The sequence below is a fragment of the Arthrobacter sp. SlRoot2-15 genome, assembly GCF_059739345.1.
This window is the reverse complement of sequence record NZ_AP046058.1, coordinates 846,128-869,481: the sequence shown is the minus strand read 5'-3', so window position 1 is coordinate 869,481 and position 23,354 is coordinate 846,128. Positions and strand designations below refer to the sequence as shown.

Here is a 23,354-nt window from a genome sequence, read left to right as displayed (position 1 = left end):
TCCACCGAAAACCATGAACCGGCGCAGAAACGAAGCTCCTAGAGCTCGCCGATGCCGGAGACAAGGTCGGCACGGCCCTCGGCCAGGCGGTAGGCCAGTCCGATCACGGCGGCGCGGCCGCTGCCGACGGCGTCGGAAATCACCCGGGAGCTGTCCACCAGGCGCTGCGAGGTCTGCTTGACGTTCTCCACCACCATGTCGTTGACGTCGTGCTGGTCGTTGCGCAGCGAAGTCAGCACGGACGGTGTGATGCGCTCGACCAGGCTGCGGATGAACCCTACCGGCATCTCGCCGGTTTCCACTGCTGTTTTGGTGGCGATGACGGCGCCGCAGCTGTCGTGGCCGAGGACCACAATCAGCGGCACGCCCAGGACGCCGATGCTGTATTCGATCGAGCCCAGGACGGCGTCGTCAATGACCTGGCCGGCCGTCCGGACGACGAACGCGTCGCCGAGGCCGAGGTCGAAGATGATCTCGGCCGCCAGCCGGGAGTCGGCGCAGCCGAAGATGACGGCGAAGGGGTGCTGGTTCTCCACGAGCGAGGACCGCCGGGAGGCGTCCTGGTTCGGGTGCGAGGATTCGCCGGCGACAAAACGTTCGTTGCCTTCGCGCAGCCGGCGCCAGGCGAGGGCGGGAGTCAGGTAGGTAGCCACGGCCCCTACTTTACGGCGAGGGGGTGGCCGAGGGTGAAACTGTTGCGGCCGGGTTGCTCTCCAGAGCCTTCACCACCGCCGCGGCGAGCACGGAGAATTCCTCCAGCTGCGCGGGCCCGGTCAGGACCACCGTGGTCCCGCGGTAGTCGAGCACCATGGACTTCTCGCCCTTGCCGGTGTCGCGCAGCTGCCAGTCGCGTCCGCCGGCGCTGCGCGTCCCGGTGACCGGGGCGCTTTTGGTCTGCTGCAGCAGCCAGGTCGGATTGGACTGGCGGGTCTGGACCAGCCCGATGAAGGAGTCCTTGGGCGTAAGGTAGCCGACCTCCCAGGTAGCCACGCCGCTGCCCGAGCCGGACTCCCAGCGGGCGTAATTCGAACGGAATGTGTCGCCGGTGTCCGGGGCCACCGGTGTGAATCCCGCCACACCTGCCGCGTTTTTCGCGATGGCGCCGACGTTGATGTCCGGGCGGTAGCCGTCGGACTTGGGAGACGGGTTCATCAGCACCACGGGCAGGAAAGCGCCGATGCTCAGGACCAGGGCGATGATCATGCCGATCACCGAGGCGTTGGCCCGCTTGGCGGCGGCCGCCCGGATGACAGGCTTCACGGGCTGCGCGCCGGCGGCTTCGGGTACTGCGCCCGCGGCTGCGGGGGATGCTCCGCCGGCCGGTGATCCGGCGGCCTCGGGAGGGGTGTCCTGCAATTCATTCACCCCTCTATAGTCGCCCATTCAGGGCCGATCTCACATTCGGCCGGCGCGCGCCGGTTGGCGCGGGGCCGTTCATGGTGGCGTCATTCCAGCACCGATCGCGGCCGCCGCGACTATGATCAGTAACAGACGGATCCCAGCGGCAGCCGGACACCGGATGCCGCCGGTTCAACGATCGCCACTCGAAGAAGAGGTTCACGTGTCACCAGCGTCCATGACCCAGAAGTACTCCACGCTTTCCCCGTCGCTCGCCGTCGGAATCGATGAGCCTGACCGCAACCTTGCGCTAGAACTGGTCCGCGTCACCGAAGCCGCGGCCATCGCCGGCGGCCACTGGGTCGGTTTCGGCGACAAGAACAAGGCCGACGGCGCCGCCGTCGACGCCATGCGCTCCTTCCTGCAGACCGTCCACTTCAACGGCGTCGTGGTCATCGGCGAAGGCGAAAAAGACGAAGCCCCCATGCTGTTCAACGGCGAGCGTGTCGGCGACGGCACCGGCCCCGAGTGCGACGTCGCCGTCGACCCGATCGACGGGACCCGGCTGACCGCCCTGGGTATCAACAATGCCCTGGCCGTTCTGGCCGTCGCCGAGCGCGGCTCCATGTTCGACCCCTCCGCCGTGTTCTACATGGAGAAGCTCGTTACCGGCCCGGAGGCCGCCGACATGGTCGACCTGCGCCTGCCGGTCAAGCAGAACCTGCACCTGATCGCCAAGGCCAAGGGCGTCAAGGTCAACCAGCTCAACGTGATGATCCTGGACCGCGACCGGCACCGCCCGCTGGTCGAGGAGATCCGCGAGGCCGGCGCCCGGACGAAGTTCATCATGGACGGCGACGTCGCCGGCGCCATCGCCGCCGCCCGTGCCGGCACCGGCGTCGACGCCCTGATGGGCATCGGCGGAACCCCGGAAGGCATCGTCGCGGCCTGCGCGATCAAGTCCCTCGGCGGCGTTATCCAGGGCCGGCTCTGGCCCACCAGCGACGAGGAGAAGCAGAAGGCGATCGACGCCGGGCACGACCTGGACCGGGTGCTCTCCACCAACGACCTGGTCTCCAGCGACAACTGCTACTTCGCGGCCACCGGCATCACCGACGGCGACCTGCTCAAGGGTGTGCGCTACTCCAAGGACAAGGTCCTCACCCAGTCGATCGTGATGCGCTCCAAGTCCGGGACCATCCGGTTCGTCGACGGCGAGCACCAGGCCAGCAAGTGGGAGGGCTACGCCCGCAAGCACTAATCCCCGCGCATGCGCAGGATCCCGGGACGCGCCCTGCGCCCCGGGATTCTTTGTTTTCCGGTCCGGGCCGGCGGGACGGCCGGCCGCGTTCCGGTGCTTTGGCCGGCGTTGGATAGGGTGGAGCCATGACTTGGCTTGTTACTGGCGGTGCAGGATATATCGGTTCCCACGTCGTTGCCGCGTTGCGCGCGGCGTCGATGACACCGGTGGTGGTGGATTCCCTCTCGAGCGGGCACCGGGAGTTCGTGCCGGAGGACGTGCCGTTTGTGCACGGGAACATCCTCGATGCGGACCTGGTGGCCCGCACCATGCTCGACCATTCCGTGACCGGCGTGATCCACCTCGCGGGCTTCAAGTACGCCGGCGTATCCGTGCAGGAGCCGTTGCTCACGTACGAGCAGAATGTGACGGGTACCGCGCAGCTGCTGAAAGCGATGGAGCTCGCCGGAGTCGACAACATGGTCTTCTCCTCCTCGGCCGCCACCTACGGCACCCCCAGGGCGGACATCGTCACCGAGGAGACCCCGACCCAGCCCGAATCCCCCTACGGCGAGAGCAAACTCATCGGGGAGTGGCTCATCCGTGACCAGGGCGTGGCACGCGGCCTGCGGCACACTTCGCTGCGTTACTTCAACGTGGTGGGGTCCGGCGCGCCCGAGCTCTACGACTCCAGCCCCCACAACCTTTTCCCGATCGTGCTGCGCGCACTGACCTCGGGCAAAACCCCCCGGATCAACGGCACCGACTACAACACCGAGGACGGCACCTGCGTTCGCGACTACGTTCACGTTGCCGACCTCGCGACCTCCCATGTCGCGGCAGCGCAGGCCCTTGCTGCCGGCAAGACGCTGGAACGCATCTACAACCTTGGCTCCGGCGACGGGCTGTCCGTGCGGCAGATCATGACGGCAATGGCCCAAGTGACGGGCATCGACTTCGACCCCGAGATCGGTCCCCGGCGGGCCGGAGACCCTGACCGGATCGTCGCCGACGGCACCCTGGCCGCGCGCGATCTGGACTGGAAAATGCGCCACACCGTGGAAGAGATGGTGGCCAGCGCCTACGAAGCCCAGAAACGCGCGGCTTCGGCCGTAAACTAGGCCGGGCTGCGACCGAGGGACATGCCCGGTGCTGGTGCCCAAGGTTGGGCATAGTGGGCATATGTCCATGCGCAGTGGTGAGCGTGGGGCATGTCCAGTGCTGGTGCCCTGGTCTTTGTGCCCGGGTGACATCCCTCCGGAGGACATGCCCAGTGCTGGTGCCCAAGGTTAGACATAGTGGGCATATGTCCATCGGCCGTGGTGAGCGTGGGACATGCCCATTGCTTGTGCTCTGGTGTTTGTGCCCGGGGTGACATCCCTCCATGGGACATGCCCGGTGCTGGTGCCCAAGGTTGGGCATAGTGGGCATATGTCCATGCGCCGTGGTGAGCGCGGGGCATGTCCAGTGCTCGTGGCCTGCACGTGTGCCCGGGGTGACATCCCTCCGGGGGACATGCCCTGCTAGCTGCGGCGTGCGCTGCGCCGTGCGCCCGGCAGGGCCCCGCGCAGCGCCGCGGGCAGCTGCCGGGCCGTCTTGACGCCGCGCCGTGCGAACTGGGCCCCCTGGCGGGCGAGCTGGTAGGCGCCGTAGCGGAGCTTCTTGACCGGCAGGTCCCAAGTACCCGGGTAGGCGACTTCACGGCCGCCAAAGGATTTCTTGAACGCCGTGAAGCCGGCCCACTTGTGGCCGGGCTGGTCGGCCGGCGCCACACCCCAAAGGTCCACGTGCGCCAGGCCCTTGTCCTTGGCGTCGGCCATCAGCGTCACCAGCAGCGGGATTCCGGCGCTGAGCTTGCGGTGGGTGTCGTCCAGCGCGGCGTGGGCGTACGTGCGGGTGTCCGCCCAATCGTAGGCGAGGGCCGCAGCGATCGGCTCGCCCTCCAGTTCCGCGATGAACAGGGTGGCCGCGCCGGCCGGCATCAGCGACCGGGCCACCTGGCTCAGGTACTCGTCGCTTTGCGGCTTGAAGCCGTTGCGCGCCGCGGTCAGGTGCAGGAACCTCAGCAGCACGGAAATCTCCGCGGGGTCCTGGCTGGACCGGAACGTCACACCCTTCTTGTGGATGTTGCGGTACAGGTTGCGGTTCACCGGCTTCATGTCCGCCAGCACGTCTTTGAAGTCGCGGTCCAGGTCCACGATCCAGCTCAGCTCCGGCTGCAGGTTCGCCGGCGCGCGGCGCAGGCCGCGGCTGCGCAGCACGGTGCCGGCGTCGGCGGCGCTGAAGCCCGCGTCGACCGGCTCAACCCGGACGAACACCGCGCCGCACCGGCGCGCCAGTGCCGTCAGGGACGCAAGCGCGGCGTCGAAGGCGTCGACGGAATCAGCCAGCGGGCCATAGGGGACGTAGAGCAGCTTGCCGGCCGGGTTGCTTTCCTCGACGGCGAGGAACCGCCAGCCCGTGCCGGCCTCTTCGTGGACGGTGCGGCCCAGGGCGCGCTGTACGTCGGCCCACTGCGGGCCCTGCAAGAAGTAGTCCACGGCTCAAGCCTTCATTCCGGTAGTGACGGCAAAGGCCACGGCGGGCCCGGTGGCTCCGGCGACGGGGTGCACGTTGACCGGCGCCTCGGCGGCCGGCAGGAACGCGGACGCGCCGTGCTCCAACTGCAGGTCGCCCTTGGGGGAGTCCAGCAGGACCGCGCCGGCGACGACGATGATCACCGCTGCCCCGGACTGCGCCAGCGGGACCGGTTCCGCGCCCGGGAGCAGCTCCACCCGCTGCAGCGCGAATTCCCGGAACGGGGGGCGGTAGAGTTCCTGGCCCAGCATCGTGGTCTCGGCGGAGAGTCTCGGCACGGCGACGGCCTCGAAGGCGACCGTCTTCAGCAGCTCGGGCACGTCCACGAATTTGGGCGTCAGCCCGCCCCGGAGCACGTTGTCCGAGGAAGCCATCACCTCGATCCCGAGCCCGTGCAGGTAGGCGTGCACGTTGCCGGCCGGCAGGTACACGGCTTCCCCGGGCGCCAGCGAGATCCGGTTCAACAGCAGTGAGATCAGCACCCCGGGATCTCCGGGATATTCCCCGTTGAGGTTCACGGCGGTGCCCAGCTCCGCCGCGTGGGTTCCCAGCGGCGCGCCGGAGACGAGGGCGGCGACGACGGCTGCGGTCGCCTCGGCGACGTCGTCCCCGCCAGCAATCAGCCGCTCGAAGGCGGACCGCAGGGCGGCCGGTTCATCCGGCTGCGCGAGGTCGTCCAGCAGTTGCGGGATCAGCGGCGGCAATGCCAGGCCGGCCAGGTCAAAACAGGACGCCAGATGCTGGAAGACCGCGCGCGACTCCGCCGCCGGCCGGAAACCGCAAAGGGCATCAAAATCGGTCAGGGCGAAGATCATTTCCGGCTTGTGGGAGGCGTCCTTGTAGTTGCGGGTCGCAGCGGCGTGGTCGACGCCGGCGGCTTCCTCTCGGGCGAACCCCGCCCGCGCCTGCTCCTGCGTCGGATGCACCTGCAGGGACAGCGGCCGCTCGGCGGCGAGGACCTTGAGCAGGAACGGCAGCCGCGGACCGAACTCGGCCACGCTCTCGCCACCGAGGTGGTGCTCCGGGTCGCCGGCGATCAGCGCGTCCAGCGCCAGCCGGCCGCCGCCGTCGGCCGCCACGGAGGGCGAGTCCGGGTGGGCGCCGATCCACAGCTCGGCTTCCGGGCCGCCGGAGGCCGGACGGCCGAGCAGGCCGGCGATCGCGGTCCTGGATCCCCAGGCGTAGGGCCGGAGGACGTTCTCAAGTTCGTACACGTGGTCCCTATCTGCTCACGGAGAGCGACTGGCTGCTGGAGCCTGCTGGAGTAACGGGCGGCCGGGCGCCCGGGCCTAGAGCGGGGCGCACTGGCCGTTGGTGGCTACCAGGTTGCGGATGGACTGCTCATCGCCGTTGCGCTTGAACTCGTTGAGCATTTCCTCCGTGATCGGCTCGCCCTCGGGCGTGGTGGTCACGGGGGTGAAGTCCGACGAGGTCGGCGACGGCGCGGGCTGGGTGCCCGGCTGTGCCCCGCCGGCGGCGGAGAGCGGACCGGGCGCCTCGGCCGGCTGCCGGAGCGAATCGTCGGCAGCCCCGGCGGCGGGTGCCGGGGCCAGCAGCTTGTCCACGGCCTGGTGGATCTTCTCGAAGTCCGGAACCGTGGAGAAAGACGCATCGAAGTCGGGCGGGCCGATGGTCAGCCGGCTCACCGGCTGGCCCTTGGACTTCATCGCGAGGTCCACGAAGCTGCCGAGCTGGCTGGAGGAGATGTTGGAATCGACCACCTTGGTGCCGGCCTTGACGATGTCCTCGAACTTCGTCAGCAGGGTGGCCGGATCGAGCTGCTTGAGCATCGCCTGCTGGACGCATTGCTGGCGCGCGATGCGGGCGTAGTCGTCGACGAATTCCCGGGACCGGCCGTACCAGAGGGCGTGGTAGCCGTCCAGGGTGTTGTCCCCTGCCGGGATCCAGCCCAGCGGCATGCCGTGGATGCCGTTGGCCTCGTCGATGGTTTCGCCGCTGATGGGGACCCAGCCACCGGCCTTGATCCGGATGCCGCCCATGGCGTCGATGAGCTTGGCGAAGCCGTCCATGTCCACCAGGACGTAGGCCTGGACCTTGATGCCGAGCGTGCCGGAGACCGCCTCGAGGGTGGCCTGCGCGCCCGGGTCCTCCACCCCGGGGTAGAGGTTTTTGTACTTGTTGGTGACCTCGGTGTTGATGGCGTTGATCAGGCACTCGTCGCCGCAGTCGTAGCCGTCCGGATAGATCTTCCGCATCGGCGAGTCCTCGCTGAACTGGGCGTTCTGCAGGTTGCGCGGGATCGAGATGATGGCGGACTTGCCGGTCTTGGCGTCCACGCTGATCACGGAGAGGCTGTCCGGCCGGCGTCCGGTGCGGTCCGCCCCGGCGTCGCCGCCCATCATCAGGAAGTTGTAGCGGCCCTCGGAGGGCTCCATCGCCGGTCCGCTGGCGAAGATCGTGCCGATCGCGTCCCGGCCGACGTTCAGCAGGTACGCCGCGTAGCCCAGGCTGCCGCTGCTGAGCAGCATGGCCAGGACCAGGGTGACGACGACGGCGGCGCGCGCCCTGGTTTCGAGCAGCGCGGGGCGGATCAGGCGCAGCGTGTTGACGAACAGGACCGCCCAGCCCAGGGACAGGGCGGTGAGCACGATGACCAGCACGAGCGAAGTGACGGGGTCGGCGACGAGGTTGATCAGGGTGGGGCGGGATACCAGCAGCAGGATCAGCGCGACGATGACCAGCGCCCAGACTGTTAGCGTCACGCGGAGCGCTCTCCGCCCCAGCCTGCGGTTGCCCGCGACGGTCTGCGCGCTGCCGGGCACCAGCAGGGTCAGCAGGATCAGCAGGAAGGCGCGCTTGATGAGGACGCGCGGGCCGGACCCGGACGGGTAGCGGACCGGGTCGGTGAGGGCGCCCTTTATCGGCTGCTTCGTCTGCTGCGCAGCGGCGAAACTCTTGCTCATGTCCTCGATCCCTACCGGCCGCCCCGCGGAACGCAGTTTTCATCGGAGAACACCTCGGCCACCTTGCTGCGCAGGTTCGCGCCCTTCAAGGTGGCGGCGTCGTTGAGTTCCCGGGCGAAGTCGAGGAGCTCGGAGCGCAGCTGCTCGGCGAGGGCGTCCGTGCCCGAGGCCAGCATCCGTACCGCGAGCAGCCCGGCGTTGCGGGCCCCCGCGATGGAGACCGTAGCGACCGGCACGCCGGCGGGCATTTGCACTATGGACAGGAGCGAGTCCATCCCGTCGAGGGTTTTCAGCGGCACGGGCACACCGATCACCGGCAGCGGCGTCACGGAGGCGAGCATGCCCGGCAGGTGCGCGGCGCCGCCCGCGCCGGCGATGATCACGCGCAGCCCGCGTTCGTGGGCGGTCTGCCCGTAGCGGATCATTTCGGTGGGCATCCGGTGTGCCGAGACGACGTCGGCCTCGAACGGGATGCCGAACTCGGCCAGCGCCTCCGCGGCCGCCTCCATCACGGGCCAGTCGGAGTCCGAGCCCATCACGAGCCCCACGATCGGGGCGGACCCGTTGGCGGCGGCGCGGGCGCCGGAGTCCTGGGCTTCGGTGCTGGCGCTCACGCGGTCTCCTCGGTGGTTCCCGGGGCAGCGCCGGCCTGGGCCCGCCCGTCCCGGATGATGTTGGCAACGGTGCCGGCCCGGTGCCGGACGGAATCGACGTCGGCCGCCGAGCCGCCGACGAGGTTGACGTGGCCGATCTTGCGGCCCGGGCGTACGGCCTTGCCGTAGCAGTGGACCTTGGCGGCCGGTTCGCTGGCGAGGGCCGCGGGGTACGCGGAGAACAGGTTCTGGTTCGCTCCGCCGAGGAAGTTCTTCATGACCACCACGGGCCCGAGCAGGTCGGTGGCGCCCAGGGGCAGGTTCAGGATGGCGCGCAGGTGCTGTTCGAACTGGCTCGTGACCGAGCCGTCCTGGGTCCAGTGGCCGGTGTTGTGCGGGCGCATGGCGAGTTCGTTGATCAGGAAGCCGGCACCGACGCCGGGGGTCTCGAACATTTCCACGGCCATCACGCCGGTGACCCCAAGTTCGTTGGCGATCCGCAGCGCAGCGTCCTCGGCGGCGGCGGCGACCTCCAGCGGAATGTCCAGGGCCGGGGCGATCACCTCGTCGCAGACGCCGTCGACCTGGATCGTGTGCACCACGGGCCAGGCCCGGGATTCTCCGCCGGGCGTGCGGGCCACCATGGCCGAGAGTTCACGGCTGAACTCCACCTTGGCCTCGGCCAGGAGCGGGGACATGGCCGCGAACCAGTCCGCGGACGCCGCGGCGTCCGCGGCGGAGGCGACGATCCGCACCCCCTTGCCGTCGTAGCCGCCGCGGGGCGTCTTGAGCACCACGGGCCAGCCTGCCTCGTCGCCGAAGGCAACCAGGGCCTCGACGTCGTCGACGGCGGCCCAGCGCGGGTTGGGCAGCTCCAGCCGGTCGATCGCGGCACGCATCACCAGTTTGTCCTGCGCGTTGACCAGCGCGTCCGGGCCAGGGTGGACGTTGACGCCGGCCTCGATCAGCGCGCGCAGGTGCCCGGTGGGGACATGCTCGTGGTCGAAGGTCAGCACGTCCAGCCCGCGGGAGAACTCCAGCAGGTGGTCCAGGTCGGTGTAGTCGCCGACCGGGGCCTTGGCCACGGCCGCGACAGCGGAGACGTCCTCGCCCTCGGCCAGGACACGGAGTTCGAAGCCGAGTGCGGTGGCGGCTGGGGCCATCATGCGGGCTAGCTGGCCGCCGCCAACCACACCGATTACAGGAAAAGTCACATCTCCCAGCCTACCGAAAACCTGCGCAGAACCGGCCCCCGCGCGCCCGGGCCGACGAAACGGCGCCTTTTTCGGCGCGGTTTGCGGGGGGTGCGCTGCCCTTATTGGCGCCGGCCGGGGCGCATACCCGGGAAACGGCGCTAAAATGGGCCGTTGGCCGGATGGCTGACAGATTCACGAGGGCCACGGAGGGTCATGATTAACACACTTGCAGATCGTGCGCGCGGGCTCGCATCGCTCTTCTGGCGCGAAGTGGCGAAGTTCGGCGCCGTCGGCGGTGTCGCCTTCGTCATCGACAACGGCCTGACGTACTACCTGATGCACGGCGCCATGTCCGACAGCGAGGCCAAGGCCCGCTTCGTCGGCGCGACCGTCGCCACGATCTTCTCCTGGATCGCGAACCGCTTCTGGACGTTCCGCCACCGGAGGCAGGAAAACGTGCTGCGCGAGTTCGCGATGTTCGTCCTCATCAACGGCATCGGCATCGGCATCTCCACCGGCCTCACCGCCCTCGCCAAGTACGGCATGGGGATCACGGACAAGAACATGCTGTTCTTCGCCGGCGTCGTCGGTATCCTCGTCGCCACCGTCGTGCGGTTCTTCGCCTACCGCTTCCTCGTCTTCAACAAGGAACTCGACGACGAGCCGGACTTCTCCCACGACCACGAGATCATTGAACGGCACGCGCACGGCCCCGCGCCGGTCAAGGTTCCCGGGACGGCCCAGGACCCCGACGTTCCCGGCGCCGACCCCGAACGCCGCTAATCCGGCCGGTCCGGGTCAGGACGTCCGGGTCAGCTCCGGCTGACGCGTTCGTCGCCCAGCAGCCGCTCCGTGACCGCGACCTCCGGGTGCACCAGCACCACCGAGCCGTCGGCCGCCCACGCGCCGAGGGCCTGGGCCAGGACCGGTTCGAGGCCGTCCGCCGCCCGGACGAGCAGGCGCGGACCCTCCTTCGGGGTGCCGTCTGCCGCGGCGAAGCCGGCCAGCAGGCCGGCATGGGTGTGCACGGAGCCGGCGGCGTCCCGCACGGCCGGGCGCCCCGGTTCCGGATCCACATGGGGCATAAAGACGTCGCCATGCGAGCGGATCTCGGCGGCATAGTCGACCACGCCGGAGGGCAGGCTGCCCGGCCACCGCATCGCCAGGGCAGGCAGCGCCACCGCCATCACCGTTTCGAAGCCCCCTCCGGCGGCCGCCGGACCGGGGTCCGCGGTCGCGATCAGCTCGGCGGCGGCGGCGTCGAGCACCACCTCCATGCCCAGCTGCCAGGCGGCCAGGGCGAGCACCACGGATTTCCAGTGCGCCGGCAGGTCCAGCCGGAGCCGCGTCCCGGGTTCGGCATCCAGTTCGTCCTGGAGAAGGTTGCTGGTCTTGGCGACCCAGTTGTCCAGCACCCGGCCGGAGAGTTCCACCCGCTCGGCGTCGGGGCCGTACCAGGTCAGCCGGGGGGAGGTGGACTGGCCCGAACGCAGGGCTGTCATCAGGTCGATTGCCGGGATGCTCATGCGTTCATCTTGCCACGGCGGTCCTGGCGTGATCTCTGTCACGGCCGGCCGGCCGGGAGGCGGGGGACCGACGCGCCGCGGTGGAGGGCGGGAGCGCAAAATCGCCGAAAACGCAAGAGAATCCCAGTGCGATCGCAGGAAAAGCGCAAGAAAGTGCTCAGTATGCTGTCAATTCCGGCCCCTGGCCGACAAGGGGCCCGAAAAATCCCGGGCGTGGCGTGCCCCTGCAATCCGACGAAAGTTGATTATTATCTCCGCTGCGGCTTGACTCCCGGATACTTACACGCGTGTAATTAGGTATCGAAAGCCACTGCGCAACAGCCGGCACACAACCGAGTGTCCGAGGGTCAGGCAGGGGCTGCAAAATCAGAGAGGGAACGCCAATGGGGCTTGCAGAGCGTATCCATGAAGATGAAGTCGTCGCCGGCCAGGCGACGGCGAAATACCGTTCACGCGGAGTGCCGAGCGACTGGTACGTCGACCCGGCCGATCCGGACGCCGCGGAGCGGTACAACGAACACACCCAGGGTTCCCTGCAGGACCAGGCCACGGCCTTCCTCGCAGCCCACGAAGCGCTTCTGGCGGGCAGCCCGGAGCAGGACGATCCGCTTGACCCTCCGATGGAGTTGCAGACCCTGCACTCCGGAAGCGCCGCCCAGCCGGTGTGGATCGGGTTGCCGCCCCGGCAGGACTTCGACGATGAAGGCGAACTGGGATGGCAGACGGACGCGCTCTGCGCGCAGACCGACCCGGAGGCCTTTTTCCCGGAAAAGGGCGGCTCCACCCGCGACGCCAAGAAGGTCTGCGGCGCCTGCAACGTCCGCTCGCAGTGCCTGGAGTATGCCTTGTCCAATGACGAGCGCTTCGGCATCTGGGGCGGCCTCTCCGAGCGGGAACGCCGCCGGCTTAGGAAGCGGGCAGTCTAATTCTTCAGGAAGTACAAGTCACCGCCGTTGTGGTCGCCCACAACGGCGGTGACTATCTCCCCAGGACCCTGGCGGCTTTGGCGGCGCAAACGCGGCCGGCGGACGCGGTCATCGGGGTCGACACCGGATCCCGCGACCATTCGGCGGCGCTGCTGGGCCAGGCGCTCGGCACGTCCAGCGTCACCGTTTTCGAGCAGGCCAGGACCGGCATGGGCGGAGCCGTCCAGGCCGCCCTCAAGGAGCTCGCGCCCCGGGGCGGTTCCGGTGACCCGGCCGCCGAATGGATCTGGCTGCTGCACGACGACGCCGCTCCGGCCCCCGAGGCCCTCGCCGAACTGCTGCATGCCGTTGAGCGCGCGCCCTCGGTGACCGTGGCGGGCTGCAAGCAGCTCGACTGGCACGCCGGGCGCCGGCTGATCGACGTCGGGCTTTCCACCAGCCGGTGGGCCGAGCGCCTGACCCTGATCGAGGCGGACGAACTCGACCAGGGCCAGTACGACGGCCGCAGCGACACCTTCGCCGTCAACTCCGCCGGCATGCTGGTCCGCCGCGACGTCTGGGAGGAGCTCCGGGGCTTCGACCCGGCCCTGCCCGGCAGCGGGGACGACGTCGACTTCTGCTGGCGCAACCGGCTCGCCGGCCACCGCGTGGTGGTGGTCCCGAGCGCCCGGATGTTCCACGTTTCGCACCGGCCGCACGCCCTGGGGACCGCGACGGCGGCGCGCAAGGCCCAGGTCCACCTGCGGCTCAAGCACGCCCCGGCGTGGAAGGTGCCGCTGCACGCCGTGGGCGCCCTCCTGGGCAGCCTCTTCAAACTTGTCCTCAGCATCGCCGTCAAGGACCCCGGCCACGGGTTCTCCCAGCTGCTGGCCACGCTCGCGGCGCTGGGCCGGCCCGCCGCCGTGCTCCGCGGCCGCCGCAACGCGGCCCGCACCCGGCGCATCCGGCGCTCCGTGATCAAGGGCCTGCAGACGCCCCGCCGCGAGGTCTGGGCCCACCGCCGCTCCCTGATGGAGGCCATCGGGTCCGACGATTCCGAGCCTTCCGGGCACGATCCGCTGGCTGACCAGCCCAGTGGGGACGCCACCGACGATTTCGCCGCGCTCAGCACCACCGGGCGCGCCTGGGTGGGCAACGGGGCGCTGCTGGCGCTGCTGGTCACCGCCGCGGCCTCCCTCGTCGGCCTGCTGAACCTGTTCCGGGCCGACGCCGTCACCGGCGGCGCGCTGATGCCGGTCTCGGCCCGCCTGGGCGAGATCTGGGACCATGCCTCGGGCTGGTGGATCGCGCTCGGTGCCGGGCTCCCGGGCCACGGCGACCCCTTCGGCTACGTGCTGTGGCTGCTCGGCGTCCTGGGGGCAGGGAACGCCAACGGCGCCGTGGTGTGGCTGCTGGTCCTGGCGATGCCGCTGTCCGCGCTGGGTGCCTGGTTCGCCGCCGGGGCACTGACCCAGCGGCGCCGGCTCCGGCTTGCGGCCGCGCTGCTTTGGGCGGGCGCGCCGGCCCTGCAGGTGGCCCTCAACCAGGGGCGCCTCGGCCCGCTTGTTGCACATGTGATGATGCCGCTGCTGGTCCTGGCCCTGCTGCGCGCCACCGGCTCGGTGCCCGGCCGCGGACGTTTTGCCGTCCCGGGCCCGGGGGAGCGGCGCTTCACCGAGAAACCTCCGGCCAAACCCGGCATCAACGGAACCCCGTCCTGGACCGCTGCGGCCGCCGCCGGACTGGCGCTGGCCGTCGTTACCGCGGGGGCGCCGTCGCTGCTGCTGCCCGCCGTCGCCGTCGTTGCACTCTGCGGCGTGCTGCTGGGCCGCCGCGGCCGCACCGTCTGGTGGTCGCTGCTGCCCAGCCTGGCCCTGTTCGTTCCCTTCGCCCTCTCCGTCCTGGACCGGCCCCGCGCCCTGCTGGCCGATCCCGGCCTGCCGCTGGGTTTCGACGCCGCTCCGCTCTGGCAGCAGGCGCTCGGCCAGCCGCTGCGCTTCGACGCCGGCGCCGGCCTCGCCGGGCTGGCCGCCTTCGGACCGGGGGCCGTGCCGTGGGCCCTGTTGCTGGCCCTGCTGCTCGGCCTGCCCGTGCTGCTGCTGGCCCTGGTGGCCCTCTTCCTCCCCGGCCGGAACGCGGCCGGCCGGCGGCCCCGGCTGGCCCGCTGCCTCTGGGCCGCCGGCACGCTGATGCTGGCCGGGGGCTGGCTGGCCGGTCACGTCGCGACCGGCGCCAGCGCCGAGGTCTTGGTCACCCCGTTCACCGGCCCGGCCGTCTCCGCCGCGGCGTTCACCTTGCTTGGAGCCGCCCTGCTCGGCGCCGAGGCCCTGCTCGACGCAGCCGACGCCATGTCGGCGGCCGCGCCGGGCCGCAACGTGCTGTACCGCAAGATCCTGGTCCGCGGCACCGCCGTCACCGCCATGGTGTTGCTGCTCGCCGGCCCGCTGGCCGGGCTCACCGCCTGGGCCGCGCACAACGTGCTCCAGACCGTCCCGTCCGCCGCACCCGCGCCCACGGCCGCGGCAGGCGCCAGCGTCCCGGACCCCGGCACGGGAACCGGCACGGCCGGCACGGCCGCCGCCGGGGAGCTGGGCACCCGCCGGCTGGTCCAGGCCGGCAAGGCCCGCACGCTGCCGGCGACGGCCATCGACCGGGCCGAGGGCCCGGAACAGGCCCGGACGCTGGTCATCACCGCCCGGGAAAACGGCGCCTTCGCGGCTTCGCTGATGCGCGGCGCCGGCACGCGGCTGGACAGCCTCTCCGCCGTTGCCTCCGCCCGCACCGTCATCGGAGCGCCCGGCGAGGAATCAGTGCGCGACGACGACGCCGTGGCCGCGATGCTGCGCCGGGTGGTTGCCACCATCGTCGCCGGCCAGGGGGTCGACCCCCGCGGGCAGCTGGAGCAGCTCGGCGTCGGGTTCGTGGTGCTGGAGGCCGCCGACAGTGCGGCGCAGCTGACCGCCAGCCGGATGGACGCGGTCCCGGGCCTCGTGGCCGTGGGTCAGACCGATGCCGGCTGGCTGTGGCGGATCAGCCCGCTGAACCAGCCGGTGATCAACGCCGCCGACGTCGCGCACCGCGTCCGGATTGTCGACGGCGCGGGAGCGACCGTCGGGCTGCTGCCGTCGGAGGCCGTCTCGGCCGAGGCCGCCGTGCCCGCCGGGCCGGAAGGCCGCCTGGTGGTCCTCGCCGAACGTTCCGACCCGGGCTGGAGCGCCTGGGTGGACGGCCGGCGCCTGACCGCCACCTCCTCGGACTGGGCCCAGGCGTTCACCCTGCCGGCCCAGGGCGGCAAGCTCAGCATCCGCTACGAAAACCCGTGGGCGCTGTGGACCGGAATCGGCCAGGCCGTGGTGATCGGACTGACCGTCCTGCTCGCCATCCCGATGCCCGCCCGCCGCCCGAACTCCGGGCTCTCCAGGGACGAAGGCTCGCTGCGTAAGGAACACCAGCATGCATGACGCGAACGAGAACGCGAACGAGAACCCGAACGCGAACGAGAACCCGAACGCGAGCGCGAACGGGAACGAGAACGGGAACCAGCGCGCAACGCCCGCGGAGGCACCGGCCCCGGCCGAGCCGGCCGCGGCGGAGCAGGGCAAACGGGACAGGAACGGACGCGGCGGCGACATGCGCCGGGCCGCCACCCCGGTTCCGGCCCTGGCCCGGCTGAAGGGCCTCTCGGGGGCCGTCGGCGGGATGCTCGCCGCCGCGGTGCTGGCCGCGGCCGGCGGCGGCCTCGTCGCGGCGGCGGCTCTGTCCCCGCAGAGCCCCGGAAGCAGGGCGCTCGAGGCGCCCCTGGCCGCAGTGCCCGCCGGGAACAGCGTGGGCATCTGCCCGGGACCCGCCCGGCTGCTCGAGGGCGCGCCCGTGGGCACCGATCCGCAGTTCAGCCCGGAATCGGCCACCGCCAAGAGCGCGGTCAACGCCGTTGTGCTCAGCTCCGGCTCCGGCGTCCTTCCCGGAAGCCGCCTGGCAGCGCTCACCGGCAGCCCGCTGGTGGAACTGGCCAAGCCCGCTGCCGCGTCCGCGGCGCCCAGCCCCACGCCGGCCGCCCCCGCGCTGCGTGCCGGGGTGGTGCCGCAGCGCGCCGTCGACGCCGTCACCGTGCTCAGCGCCGATGCGCAGGGAAACCAGCAGCCGTCCGCCGGGGCCGTGATGAGCTACACCGCCGCCGACGGCGACCTGCGCGGCACCGCCGCCGCCGCCTGCCAGCGTCCGGCCAACGACCTCTGGCTGGTCGGGGCGAACACCGCCGTCGGCCGGACCGCGGTGCTCAACCTCAGCAACGCCTCCGGTACCCCTGCCACCGTCAGCCTCGATCTGTACGGCGCCAAGGGGCCGATCCAGGCGCCGGGCAGCCGCGGTCTGCTGGTGGCACCGGGCAGCACGCGCTCCGTGATCCTCGCCGGCCTGGCTCCCGGTCAGGAGCAGCTCAGCGTGCGGGTGCGAAGCACCGGCGGACCGGTCGCCGCCGTCATCGCGCAAAGCGTGCTCCGCGGACTGACCGCCGGGGGCGTGGACTTCATTTCGCCCGGAACGGCCCCCGCCACCAGGCAGGCCGTCGCGGGCCTTGACCTGCAGGACCCGGCCGCGCTGGCCGCGCTGGCCGCCAAACCGGGCTTCGCCGACGCCAAGCCGGCCCTGCAGATCACCGTCCCGGGCGCCGCGGACGCCGTGGTGGAAGTGAAACTGTTCGGCCGCGACGGCCAGAAGCCCCTTCCCGGCGGCGGCGTCGTCACCGCCAAGGCGGGCGCCGTCACGGAAGTCTCGCTCGCGGGGGTTCCGGCCGGCCACTACACGCTCGCGGCCAGTTCCGATGTGTCCTTTGCCGCCGCCGTCCGCGTCACCCGCGGGCTCAAGGCCGAGGATGCCGCGGACTTCGCGTGGGCGCCCTCGTCGGCCCGGCTCGGAAGCCAGCACGTGGTCCCGGTGCCCGCCACCGGCGCCCGGTCCCTGGTGTTCGGCGCGCCGGAGGGTCGCGCCACGATCTCCTACGCCCCGGTCACCGCGGACGGCAAGGTCCGCGCCGCGGCCACCGCCGACATTGCAGGCGGAACCACCACCACTGTCAAGGTCCCTGCCGACGTGGAGGGCTCCCCGCTGGTGGGCTACGTTGTGTCGGCGGCGGGCGGCGCGTCCTACGGGGCCGTCCTGCTCGAAGAAGACAACAAGGCCGACGTTTCGAGCATCCCGGTGGCGCCCGGTGCGGCCGGGCAGGAACAGGTTCCCGTTATCCTCGGCTATTAGCCCGTCCGGCCCGAGGCCGGCCGGGTCCCGGCCACCGGCGGGCGGCGCTAGTAACGGCGGCGGTAGACCGGGTCCAGGGACTCCGGCGGGACGCCCAGCATCTCCGCGGTACGCTCCACCACGACGTCGTGCACAAGGTCCTGGAGCTCCTCGCGGCTGCCGCAGGCCTGCTCCACGACCCTCCGGTAGAGCGTGATCACCGGGCCGTCCTCCGCCGTCGCCGGGGAGTAGCTGCCCATTGGCGCGGGCGTGCCGTCGGCCACGAGCTGCTCGAGTCCCGGCGGAATTTCCTCCACAGCGAAGCGGACGCCGTCCAGCGGTTTGCCCCAGATGTCATGCAGGCGCTGGGCTGAATCCAGGACAAAGTCATCAAAACGGTCCGAACGGGTCCGGTACCCGGGCAATGTGGGGAGCATCAGCTCGCCGCGGAGGCCGCGGCCATGCCGGTTCCGGCGGCGTTGCCGGAAGCCCCTGGCCGTGGCGGTGCCGCCGGCGGCGGGGTCAGCCAACCGGACCGTAAAGCCGGGAACAGGGTGCGATGACTGCATATCTTGACTCTAAACCCGGCGCCTGATTTCTGCGAGACGGCGGGCCGGGGCGCCCCGCCGCGCCCGCCCACCGCGGCCGTCCGCGGCCCTCCCGGGCGCCGCCCGCCACCGCACCCCGGGCGGCGCCCGGGCCGGAAGGGGCGTTTCAATGCGCGGTGCCGGGGGCCAGGGGGAGTAGTCTGTGATGTCGTGGGTGCAATTCGTCAGTGTTCAAGGTCCGCCTGCCGTAATTCGGCGGTGGCGACTTTGACGTACGTTTACGCCGATTCCACGGCCGTCCTCGGCCCGCTGGCCACCTACGCCGAACCGCACTGCTATGACCTCTGCGAGCAGCACGCCTCGTCGCTGACCGTGCCGCGCGGCTGGGAAGTTCTGCGGCTCGCGATGCCCGCCACCCCGGCCGGACCCGGGCCCGATGACCTGCTGGCCCTGGCGCACGCCGTCCGCGAGGCCGCAGCGGCCCGGCCCACAGCGGCGGAGCCCGCCCCCGGGCAGCGCAGTCCGCATCCGGCACTCGAAGCCCCGGCCGCCGCCGAGGGTACCCGCCGCGGGCACCTGCGCGTCCTGCGTGAACCCTCCTGAGCCGCGAACTGGCGGTAGGCTGGGAACTGAAATTTCCGTACGCCACCGGCGCCTGCTGCGTCGCACCCAGGGAGCCTTCACCATGCCAGGTCTTACCACGCCACTGATCAGTCCCGAGCTGCTGTCTGTCCTGCGCTGTCCCGTTACGGGCTCGGCCCTGGTGCAGGAAGGCGAGGAGCTCGTCGCCACGAGCCCGAACGCGGACGGGCAGACGCTCCGGTACACGATCGAGGACGGAATCCCGCTGCTGCTGCCGCCGGAACTGCTCGCCGCCGCCACCTCGGCCCGCTCCGACCAGCACGACGGCGGCCAACACAACGGCGGGCGCCACGCCGCGCAATAGCCCCGCCGCGCAACAGCGGCGCCGCTGCGACCTAAGCGGCCGCGGAAATTCGCGCCAGCGCCCATCGGCGGGCGCCCCGGCGCCGAACCACCTGCAGTCCCTTCAGCTCCACTCCGGCTACCACAAAGGATCCCCATGACCTTCGATTACAAAATTGCCGACATCTCCCTGGCCGAAGCCGGCCGGCACCAGATCCGCCTCGCCGAGCATGAGATGCCGGGCCTAATGTCCCTGCGCGATGAATTCGGCGCCAGCCAGCCGCTCAAGGGCGCCCGGATCGCCGGGTCCCTGCACATGACCGTCCAGACGGCCGTGCTGATCGAGACCCTCACCGCCCTCGGCGCCGAGGTCCGCTGGGCCTCCTGCAACATCTTCTCCACCCAGGACGAAGCCGCCGCCGCCGTCGTGGTCGGCCAGGGGACCGTCGAGGACCCCCAGGGTGTCCCGGTGTTCGCCTGGAAGGGCGAGACGCTCGAGGAATACTGGTGGACCGCCGAGCAGATCCTGACCTGGCCCGGGGCGGACAGCAACCCGGACCTCGGCCCGAACATGATCCTCGACGACGGCGGCGACGCCACCATGCTGGTGCACAAGGGCGCCGAGTTCGAAGCCCTGGGCGCCGTCCCCGCCGCGGCCGACGACGAATCCGAGGAGGGCCGCGTCTTCCTCGACGTGCTCCGCGCCTCGCTGCAGCAGGACCCGCAGAAGTGGACCCGGATCGGCTCGCGCCTGCTCGGTGTGACCGAGGAGACCACCACCGGCGTGCACCGCCTCTACCAGCTCGCCGAGCAGGGCAAGCTGCTGTTCCCGGCGATCAACGTCAATGACTCCGTCACCAAGAGCAAGTTCGACAACAAGTACGGCATCCGCCACTCGCTGCCGGACGGCATCAACCGCGCCACCGACGTGCTGATGGGCGGCAAGGTCGCCGTCGTCTGCGGCTACGGCGACGTCGGCAAGGGCGCCGCGGAGGCCTTCCGCGGCCAGGGCTCGCGGGTGATCGTCACCGAAATCGACCCGATCTGCGCGCTGCAGGCCGCCATGGACGGCTACCAGGTGGCCAAACTGGAGAATGTCCTGGCCGAGGGCCACATCTTCATCACCACCACGGGCAACAAGGACGTCATCATGGCCGAGCACATGGCCGGGATGCGTGACAAGGCGATCGTGGGCAACATCGGGCACTTCGACAATGAGATCGACATGGCCGGGCTGGCCCGGATCCCCGGCATCAAGAAGGTCGAGATCAAGCCCCAGGTGCACGAGTGGGTCTTCGACCAGGGCGCGGACGCGGAGAAGTCCATCATTGTGCTCTCCGAGGGCCGGCTGCTGAACCTCGGCAATGCCACCGGCCACCCCTCCTTCGTGATGAGCAACTCCTTCGCCAACCAGACCATCGCCCAGATCGAACTCTTCACCAAGGCGGGCCAGCCCGAGGGTGAGCGCGAGTACGAAAAGCAGGTCTACGTGCTGCCGAAGATCCTCGACGAGAAGGTGGCCCGGCTGCACCTGGACGCCCTCGGCGCGGAGCTCACCGAGCTGACCAAGGAACAGGCCGAGTACCTGGACCTCGACGCCGCCGGCCCCTACAAGCCGGAGCACTACCGCTACTAGCCGCACCCGCCAGTGTGCGGCCAGAGGCCCCGGACGTCACCGTCCGGGGCCTCTTTTTGTGACCGGATCGTGCCGTGCGCGACGGCGGCCCGCGGCGGAAAGTCACTTATGCTTTCAAGGTAACGTCTGGAAGGACCCGAGTATCGTGATCGCCCCCAAAAGCTGGAGCGCCGGCCGGAAAGCCGCCGTGCTGGCCGCGGTGTGTGCCCTGGCAGCCGCCGGCGGAGTCTTCGCCGCGGCCGGTCCGCTGGCCCACCCGTCCTTCGCCTCCGAGGCAGCCTCCCCGGAGCGGTCCACGCAGGGACTGGCCTTCCCGGTGGTGCCCCCGGTCCAGCTGACCGCCGCGCCCGCGGACGCGGCCATTCAGGTCAACCCCGCCGCCCCCGCGACCCTGAAGGTGGGCAACGGCCGGATCGAACGGGCGGCACTCACGAGCGCGGCCGGCGACGCCGTGGACGGAACGCTCAGCGCCGACGGCTCCGCCTGGTCCGCCGCCGGGCCGCTCAAATTCAACACCCGCTACACCTGGACGTACTCGATCGTGGACGGCGCCGGGCGCAGCACAAGCACCACCCGCAGCTTCACCACGGTCTCGACCGCCAACGAGGCCGACGCCGCGATCTACCCGCTGGACGGCATGAAGGTCGGCGTCGCGCAGCCGCTGCAGATCACCTTCAGCGAGCCCGTGCTGAACCGTGATGCCGTTGAAAAGGCAATCAAGATCAGCTCCAGCGCGGGCCAGACGGGCGACTTCCACTGGTTCAGCAACACCATGGTCCGGTACCGCCCGGAGAATTTCTGGGCGGCCAACAGCACCATCACGATGGATATGAAGCTGTTCGGCGTCGACCTCGGCAAGGGGCAGATCGGCAACTTCAACAAAAAGGTGACCGTGCACATCGGGGACAAGAAAGTCGCCGTCGCCGACGCCACCGCCCACACGTTCAAAGCCTTCATCAATGACAAGCAGGTGGGCGAGTGGCCCGCCACCATGGGCGACACCCGGTTCCCGTCCGCGCGCGGCTACCTGGTGCTGATGGAAAAATACCGGGTGGAGCACATGAGTGCCGCATCGATCGGACTCAAGCCCGGCGACCCCGCCTACTACGGCGAACTGGACGTCAACTTCGCCACCCGCCTGACTCCCAGCGGGGAGTTCATCCACCAGGCCACGGACTCCGCCCTGCCGTTCATCGGCAAGGCCAACCTCTCGCACGGCTGCATCGGGCTCGGCCCGGACGGCGCCCAGTGGGTTTTCGACAACATGACTGCCGGCGACGTCGTCCAGGTGGTCAACACCGACGGCGACTACGCGGCGAACGACGACGGCTACGGGGACTGGAACATCCCCTGGGCCCAGTACGCGAACTGAGCCGTCCGGGCCGTTGGCCTGCCGGCAATTTGGGGGAAGACACGATGGAGCACGGAATAGGGGACCGGACCACCCGCGGCGGCAGGGCCGCCGGACGGAGGGCCGGACAGAGCGCCGGTCGAAGCCCCGGCAAGATGCTGGCCGTCGTCGGGCTCTGCCTGGCCGTCGGCGCGGGCGGGATCGGCGCCGCCACGTCCCCGGTCTGGGCCGACAGCGCCCTGCCCTCGGAGGCGGCCGCGCCGATGCGCAGCGTCGCCGGCCTGGCGGCGCCGGTGGTGAAGCCGGTCGAACTCGGGGTGTCGCCCACCGACGGCGCCCGGGGCGTCAACCCCGCCGCCCTCCCCTCGGTCAAGGCCGTCAACGGGGTGGTCAAGGACGTGGTGCTGGAACCCGATTCCGGCGGCGGGCCGGTGCCCGGAACCACGAGCCCGGACGGATCGACCTGGACCGCGGAGCAGCCCCTGGATTTCGACACCAGGTACCGGTACAGCTTCACCATCGTGGATCAGGCCGGGCGCGAAACAAAGAAGGACCAGTCCTTCGCCACCGTCGCGAAAGCCAATGAGGCGGACGCCGCGGTCTATCCGCTGGCCGGCAGCACAGTCGGCGCCGGCCAGCCCATCGAGATTGTCTTCAGCGAGCCGGTGCTGGACAAGGCCGCGATGGAGAAAGCCGTGACCGTCACGGCCTCGTCCGGCCAGGCCGTGGCGTGGCGCTGGTATTCGGACCGCCGCGTCCGGATCCGGCCCGAGGCATTCTGGGCAGCCAACACGCAGGTCACCGTGGACCTGAAGCTCTTCGGCGTCGACTTTGGCAACAAGATGATCGGCAATTCTGACACCAAGGTCGTCTTCAAGGTCGGCCAGCAGCGCCTCGCCGTGGTCGATGACCGCACCAAGACCATGAACGTCTACTTCGACGGCCAGCTGGTGAAGACCGCACCGGTCACGCTGGGGGACGCCGACTGGCTCTCACCCACCGGGTACGCGGTGATTATGGAGCAGGAACGCAGTTCCAAGTTCAACGCCGGCAGCATCGGCCTCAAGCCGGGGGACAAGGGCTACTACCCGCCGCTGACCGTGGAGTACGCCAACCGCCTCACCAGTTCCGGCGTGTACGTCCACCAGGCCCTTGAATCGGCATGGGGCGCGGTGGGCAAGGTCAATGTCTCGCACGGCTGCGTGGGGCTGCTGCCGGCGGACGCCGAATGGTTCTTCAACAACATGAAGACCGGTGACGTGGTGCAGACCCTCAATACCGGCGCGCCCGCCGTCGAACCGCTGGAAGGCTTCGGCGACTGGAACATCCCCTGGGCCCAGTACGCCAAACGCTGAGGTCGCCGGCCG

20 protein-coding genes are annotated in these 23,354 nt (G+C 70.4%); 11 read left to right on the top strand and 9 right to left on the bottom strand.

The genetic code is table 11. The features are described from left to right. Positions 1-38: 38 nt before the first annotated feature. Both AC6I9V_RS03925 and AC6I9V_RS03920 read right to left on the bottom strand, forming a co-directional pair. The gene (locus AC6I9V_RS03925) at positions 39-653 is read right to left on the bottom strand and encodes a carbonic anhydrase (protein ID WP_349412499.1); all 615 of its coding nucleotides are present in this window, start codon (positions 651-653) and stop codon (positions 39-41) included. A 10-nt stretch (positions 654-663) separates the two neighbouring features. Continuing rightward, positions 664-1,383, bottom strand: coding sequence for a DUF4245 domain-containing protein (locus AC6I9V_RS03920; protein WP_497898416.1), 720 nt, complete (start codon positions 1,381-1,383; stop codon positions 664-666). Positions 1,384-1,576: 193 nt separating this feature from the next. Here AC6I9V_RS03920 and glpX point away from each other — a divergent pair, with 193 nt between their 5' ends. Both glpX and galE read left to right on the top strand, forming a co-directional pair. Continuing rightward, positions 1,577-2,599, top strand: a complete 1,023-nt coding sequence (gene glpX / locus AC6I9V_RS03915; protein ID WP_186372267.1) for a class II fructose-bisphosphatase — start codon at positions 1,577-1,579, stop codon at positions 2,597-2,599. Between the two features lie 125 nt (positions 2,600-2,724). Then, positions 2,725-3,699: a UDP-glucose 4-epimerase GalE gene (gene galE / locus AC6I9V_RS03910; RefSeq protein WP_497898415.1), complete on the top strand. Its 975-nt coding sequence runs from the start codon at positions 2,725-2,727 to the stop codon at positions 3,697-3,699. 402 nt (positions 3,700-4,101) lie between these two features. On the opposite strand, the gene AC6I9V_RS03905 is transcribed toward galE, so the two are convergent. From AC6I9V_RS03905 to AC6I9V_RS03885, 5 genes are all read right to left on the bottom strand, one after another. Further along, positions 4,102-5,118, bottom strand: coding sequence for a lipid II:glycine glycyltransferase FemX (locus tag AC6I9V_RS03905; RefSeq protein WP_497898414.1), 1,017 nt, complete (start codon positions 5,116-5,118; stop codon positions 4,102-4,104). 3 nt (positions 5,119-5,121) lie between these two features. Beyond that, positions 5,122-6,369 (bottom strand): mannose-6-phosphate isomerase, class I, encoded by a 1,248-nt coding sequence (manA, locus tag AC6I9V_RS03900; protein WP_497898413.1) that lies wholly within the window; start codon positions 6,367-6,369, stop codon positions 5,122-5,124. A 75-nt stretch (positions 6,370-6,444) separates the two neighbouring features. Next, positions 6,445-8,079: an LCP family protein gene (locus AC6I9V_RS03895; protein ID WP_497898412.1), complete on the bottom strand. Its 1,635-nt coding sequence runs from the start codon at positions 8,077-8,079 to the stop codon at positions 6,445-6,447. Between the two features lie 11 nt (positions 8,080-8,090). Beyond that, positions 8,091-8,615, bottom strand: coding sequence for a 5-(carboxyamino)imidazole ribonucleotide mutase (gene purE, locus AC6I9V_RS03890; RefSeq protein ID WP_349412651.1), 525 nt, complete (start codon positions 8,613-8,615; stop codon positions 8,091-8,093). Positions 8,616-8,689: 74 nt separating this feature from the next. Beyond that, positions 8,690-9,886, bottom strand: a complete 1,197-nt coding sequence (locus tag AC6I9V_RS03885) for a 5-(carboxyamino)imidazole ribonucleotide synthase (protein WP_349412507.1) — start codon at positions 9,884-9,886, stop codon at positions 8,690-8,692. 195 nt (positions 9,887-10,081) lie between these two features. Between AC6I9V_RS03885 and AC6I9V_RS03880 the strand changes: the two genes are divergently transcribed. After that, positions 10,082-10,651, top strand: coding sequence for a GtrA family protein (locus tag AC6I9V_RS03880; protein ID WP_497898411.1), 570 nt, complete (start codon positions 10,082-10,084; stop codon positions 10,649-10,651). Between the two features lie 29 nt (positions 10,652-10,680). On the opposite strand, the gene AC6I9V_RS03875 is transcribed toward AC6I9V_RS03880, so the two are convergent. Next, on the bottom strand, positions 10,681-11,394 hold the full coding sequence (locus AC6I9V_RS03875) for a TIGR03089 family protein (RefSeq protein ID WP_349412509.1): 714 nt from the start codon (positions 11,392-11,394) through the stop codon (positions 10,681-10,683). A gap of 383 nt (positions 11,395-11,777) precedes the next feature. On the opposite strand from AC6I9V_RS03875, the gene AC6I9V_RS03870 reads away from it, so the two are divergent. The 3 genes from AC6I9V_RS03870 (at position 11,778) to AC6I9V_RS03860 (ending at position 17,549) form a co-directional block, all read left to right on the top strand. Further along, positions 11,778-12,320, top strand: a complete 543-nt coding sequence (locus tag AC6I9V_RS03870) for a WhiB family transcriptional regulator (protein ID WP_497898410.1) — start codon at positions 11,778-11,780, stop codon at positions 12,318-12,320. Between the two features lie 29 nt (positions 12,321-12,349). Further along, the gene (locus AC6I9V_RS03865; RefSeq protein ID WP_497898409.1) at positions 12,350-15,760 is read left to right on the top strand and encodes a glycosyltransferase family 2 protein; all 3,411 of its coding nucleotides are present in this window, start codon (positions 12,350-12,352) and stop codon (positions 15,758-15,760) included. Between the two features lie 169 nt (positions 15,761-15,929). Beyond that, positions 15,930-17,549: a DUF5719 family protein gene (locus tag AC6I9V_RS03860; RefSeq protein ID WP_497900249.1), complete on the top strand. Its 1,620-nt coding sequence runs from the start codon at positions 15,930-15,932 to the stop codon at positions 17,547-17,549. A gap of 47 nt (positions 17,550-17,596) precedes the next feature. Here AC6I9V_RS03860 and AC6I9V_RS03855 read toward each other — a convergent pair whose 3' ends face one another. After that, entirely contained in the window at positions 17,597-18,097 is a 501-nt protein-coding gene (locus AC6I9V_RS03855) for a metallopeptidase family protein (protein ID WP_497898408.1), read from the bottom strand. Positions 18,098-18,286: 189 nt separating this feature from the next. Here AC6I9V_RS03855 and AC6I9V_RS03850 point away from each other — a divergent pair, with 189 nt between their 5' ends. From AC6I9V_RS03850 to AC6I9V_RS03830, 5 genes are all read left to right on the top strand, one after another. Next, positions 18,287-18,679, top strand: a complete 393-nt coding sequence (locus tag AC6I9V_RS03850; RefSeq protein ID WP_349412514.1) for a DUF3499 domain-containing protein — start codon at positions 18,287-18,289, stop codon at positions 18,677-18,679. 82 nt (positions 18,680-18,761) lie between these two features. Next, positions 18,762-19,022: a Trm112 family protein gene (locus tag AC6I9V_RS03845; RefSeq protein ID WP_497898407.1), complete on the top strand. Its 261-nt coding sequence runs from the start codon at positions 18,762-18,764 to the stop codon at positions 19,020-19,022. Positions 19,023-19,157: 135 nt separating this feature from the next. Further along, a complete protein-coding gene (ahcY, locus tag AC6I9V_RS03840; RefSeq protein WP_349412517.1) occupies positions 19,158-20,636 on the top strand; it encodes an adenosylhomocysteinase in 1,479 nt (492 codons plus the stop codon). Positions 20,637-20,784: 148 nt separating this feature from the next. Then, positions 20,785-22,008 (top strand): L,D-transpeptidase, encoded by a 1,224-nt coding sequence (locus AC6I9V_RS03835; protein WP_497900248.1) that lies wholly within the window; start codon positions 20,785-20,787, stop codon positions 22,006-22,008. A 134-nt stretch (positions 22,009-22,142) separates the two neighbouring features. Then, a complete protein-coding gene (locus tag AC6I9V_RS03830) occupies positions 22,143-23,342 on the top strand; it encodes a L,D-transpeptidase (RefSeq protein ID WP_497900247.1) in 1,200 nt (399 codons plus the stop codon). Positions 23,343-23,354: the final 12 nt, after the last annotated feature.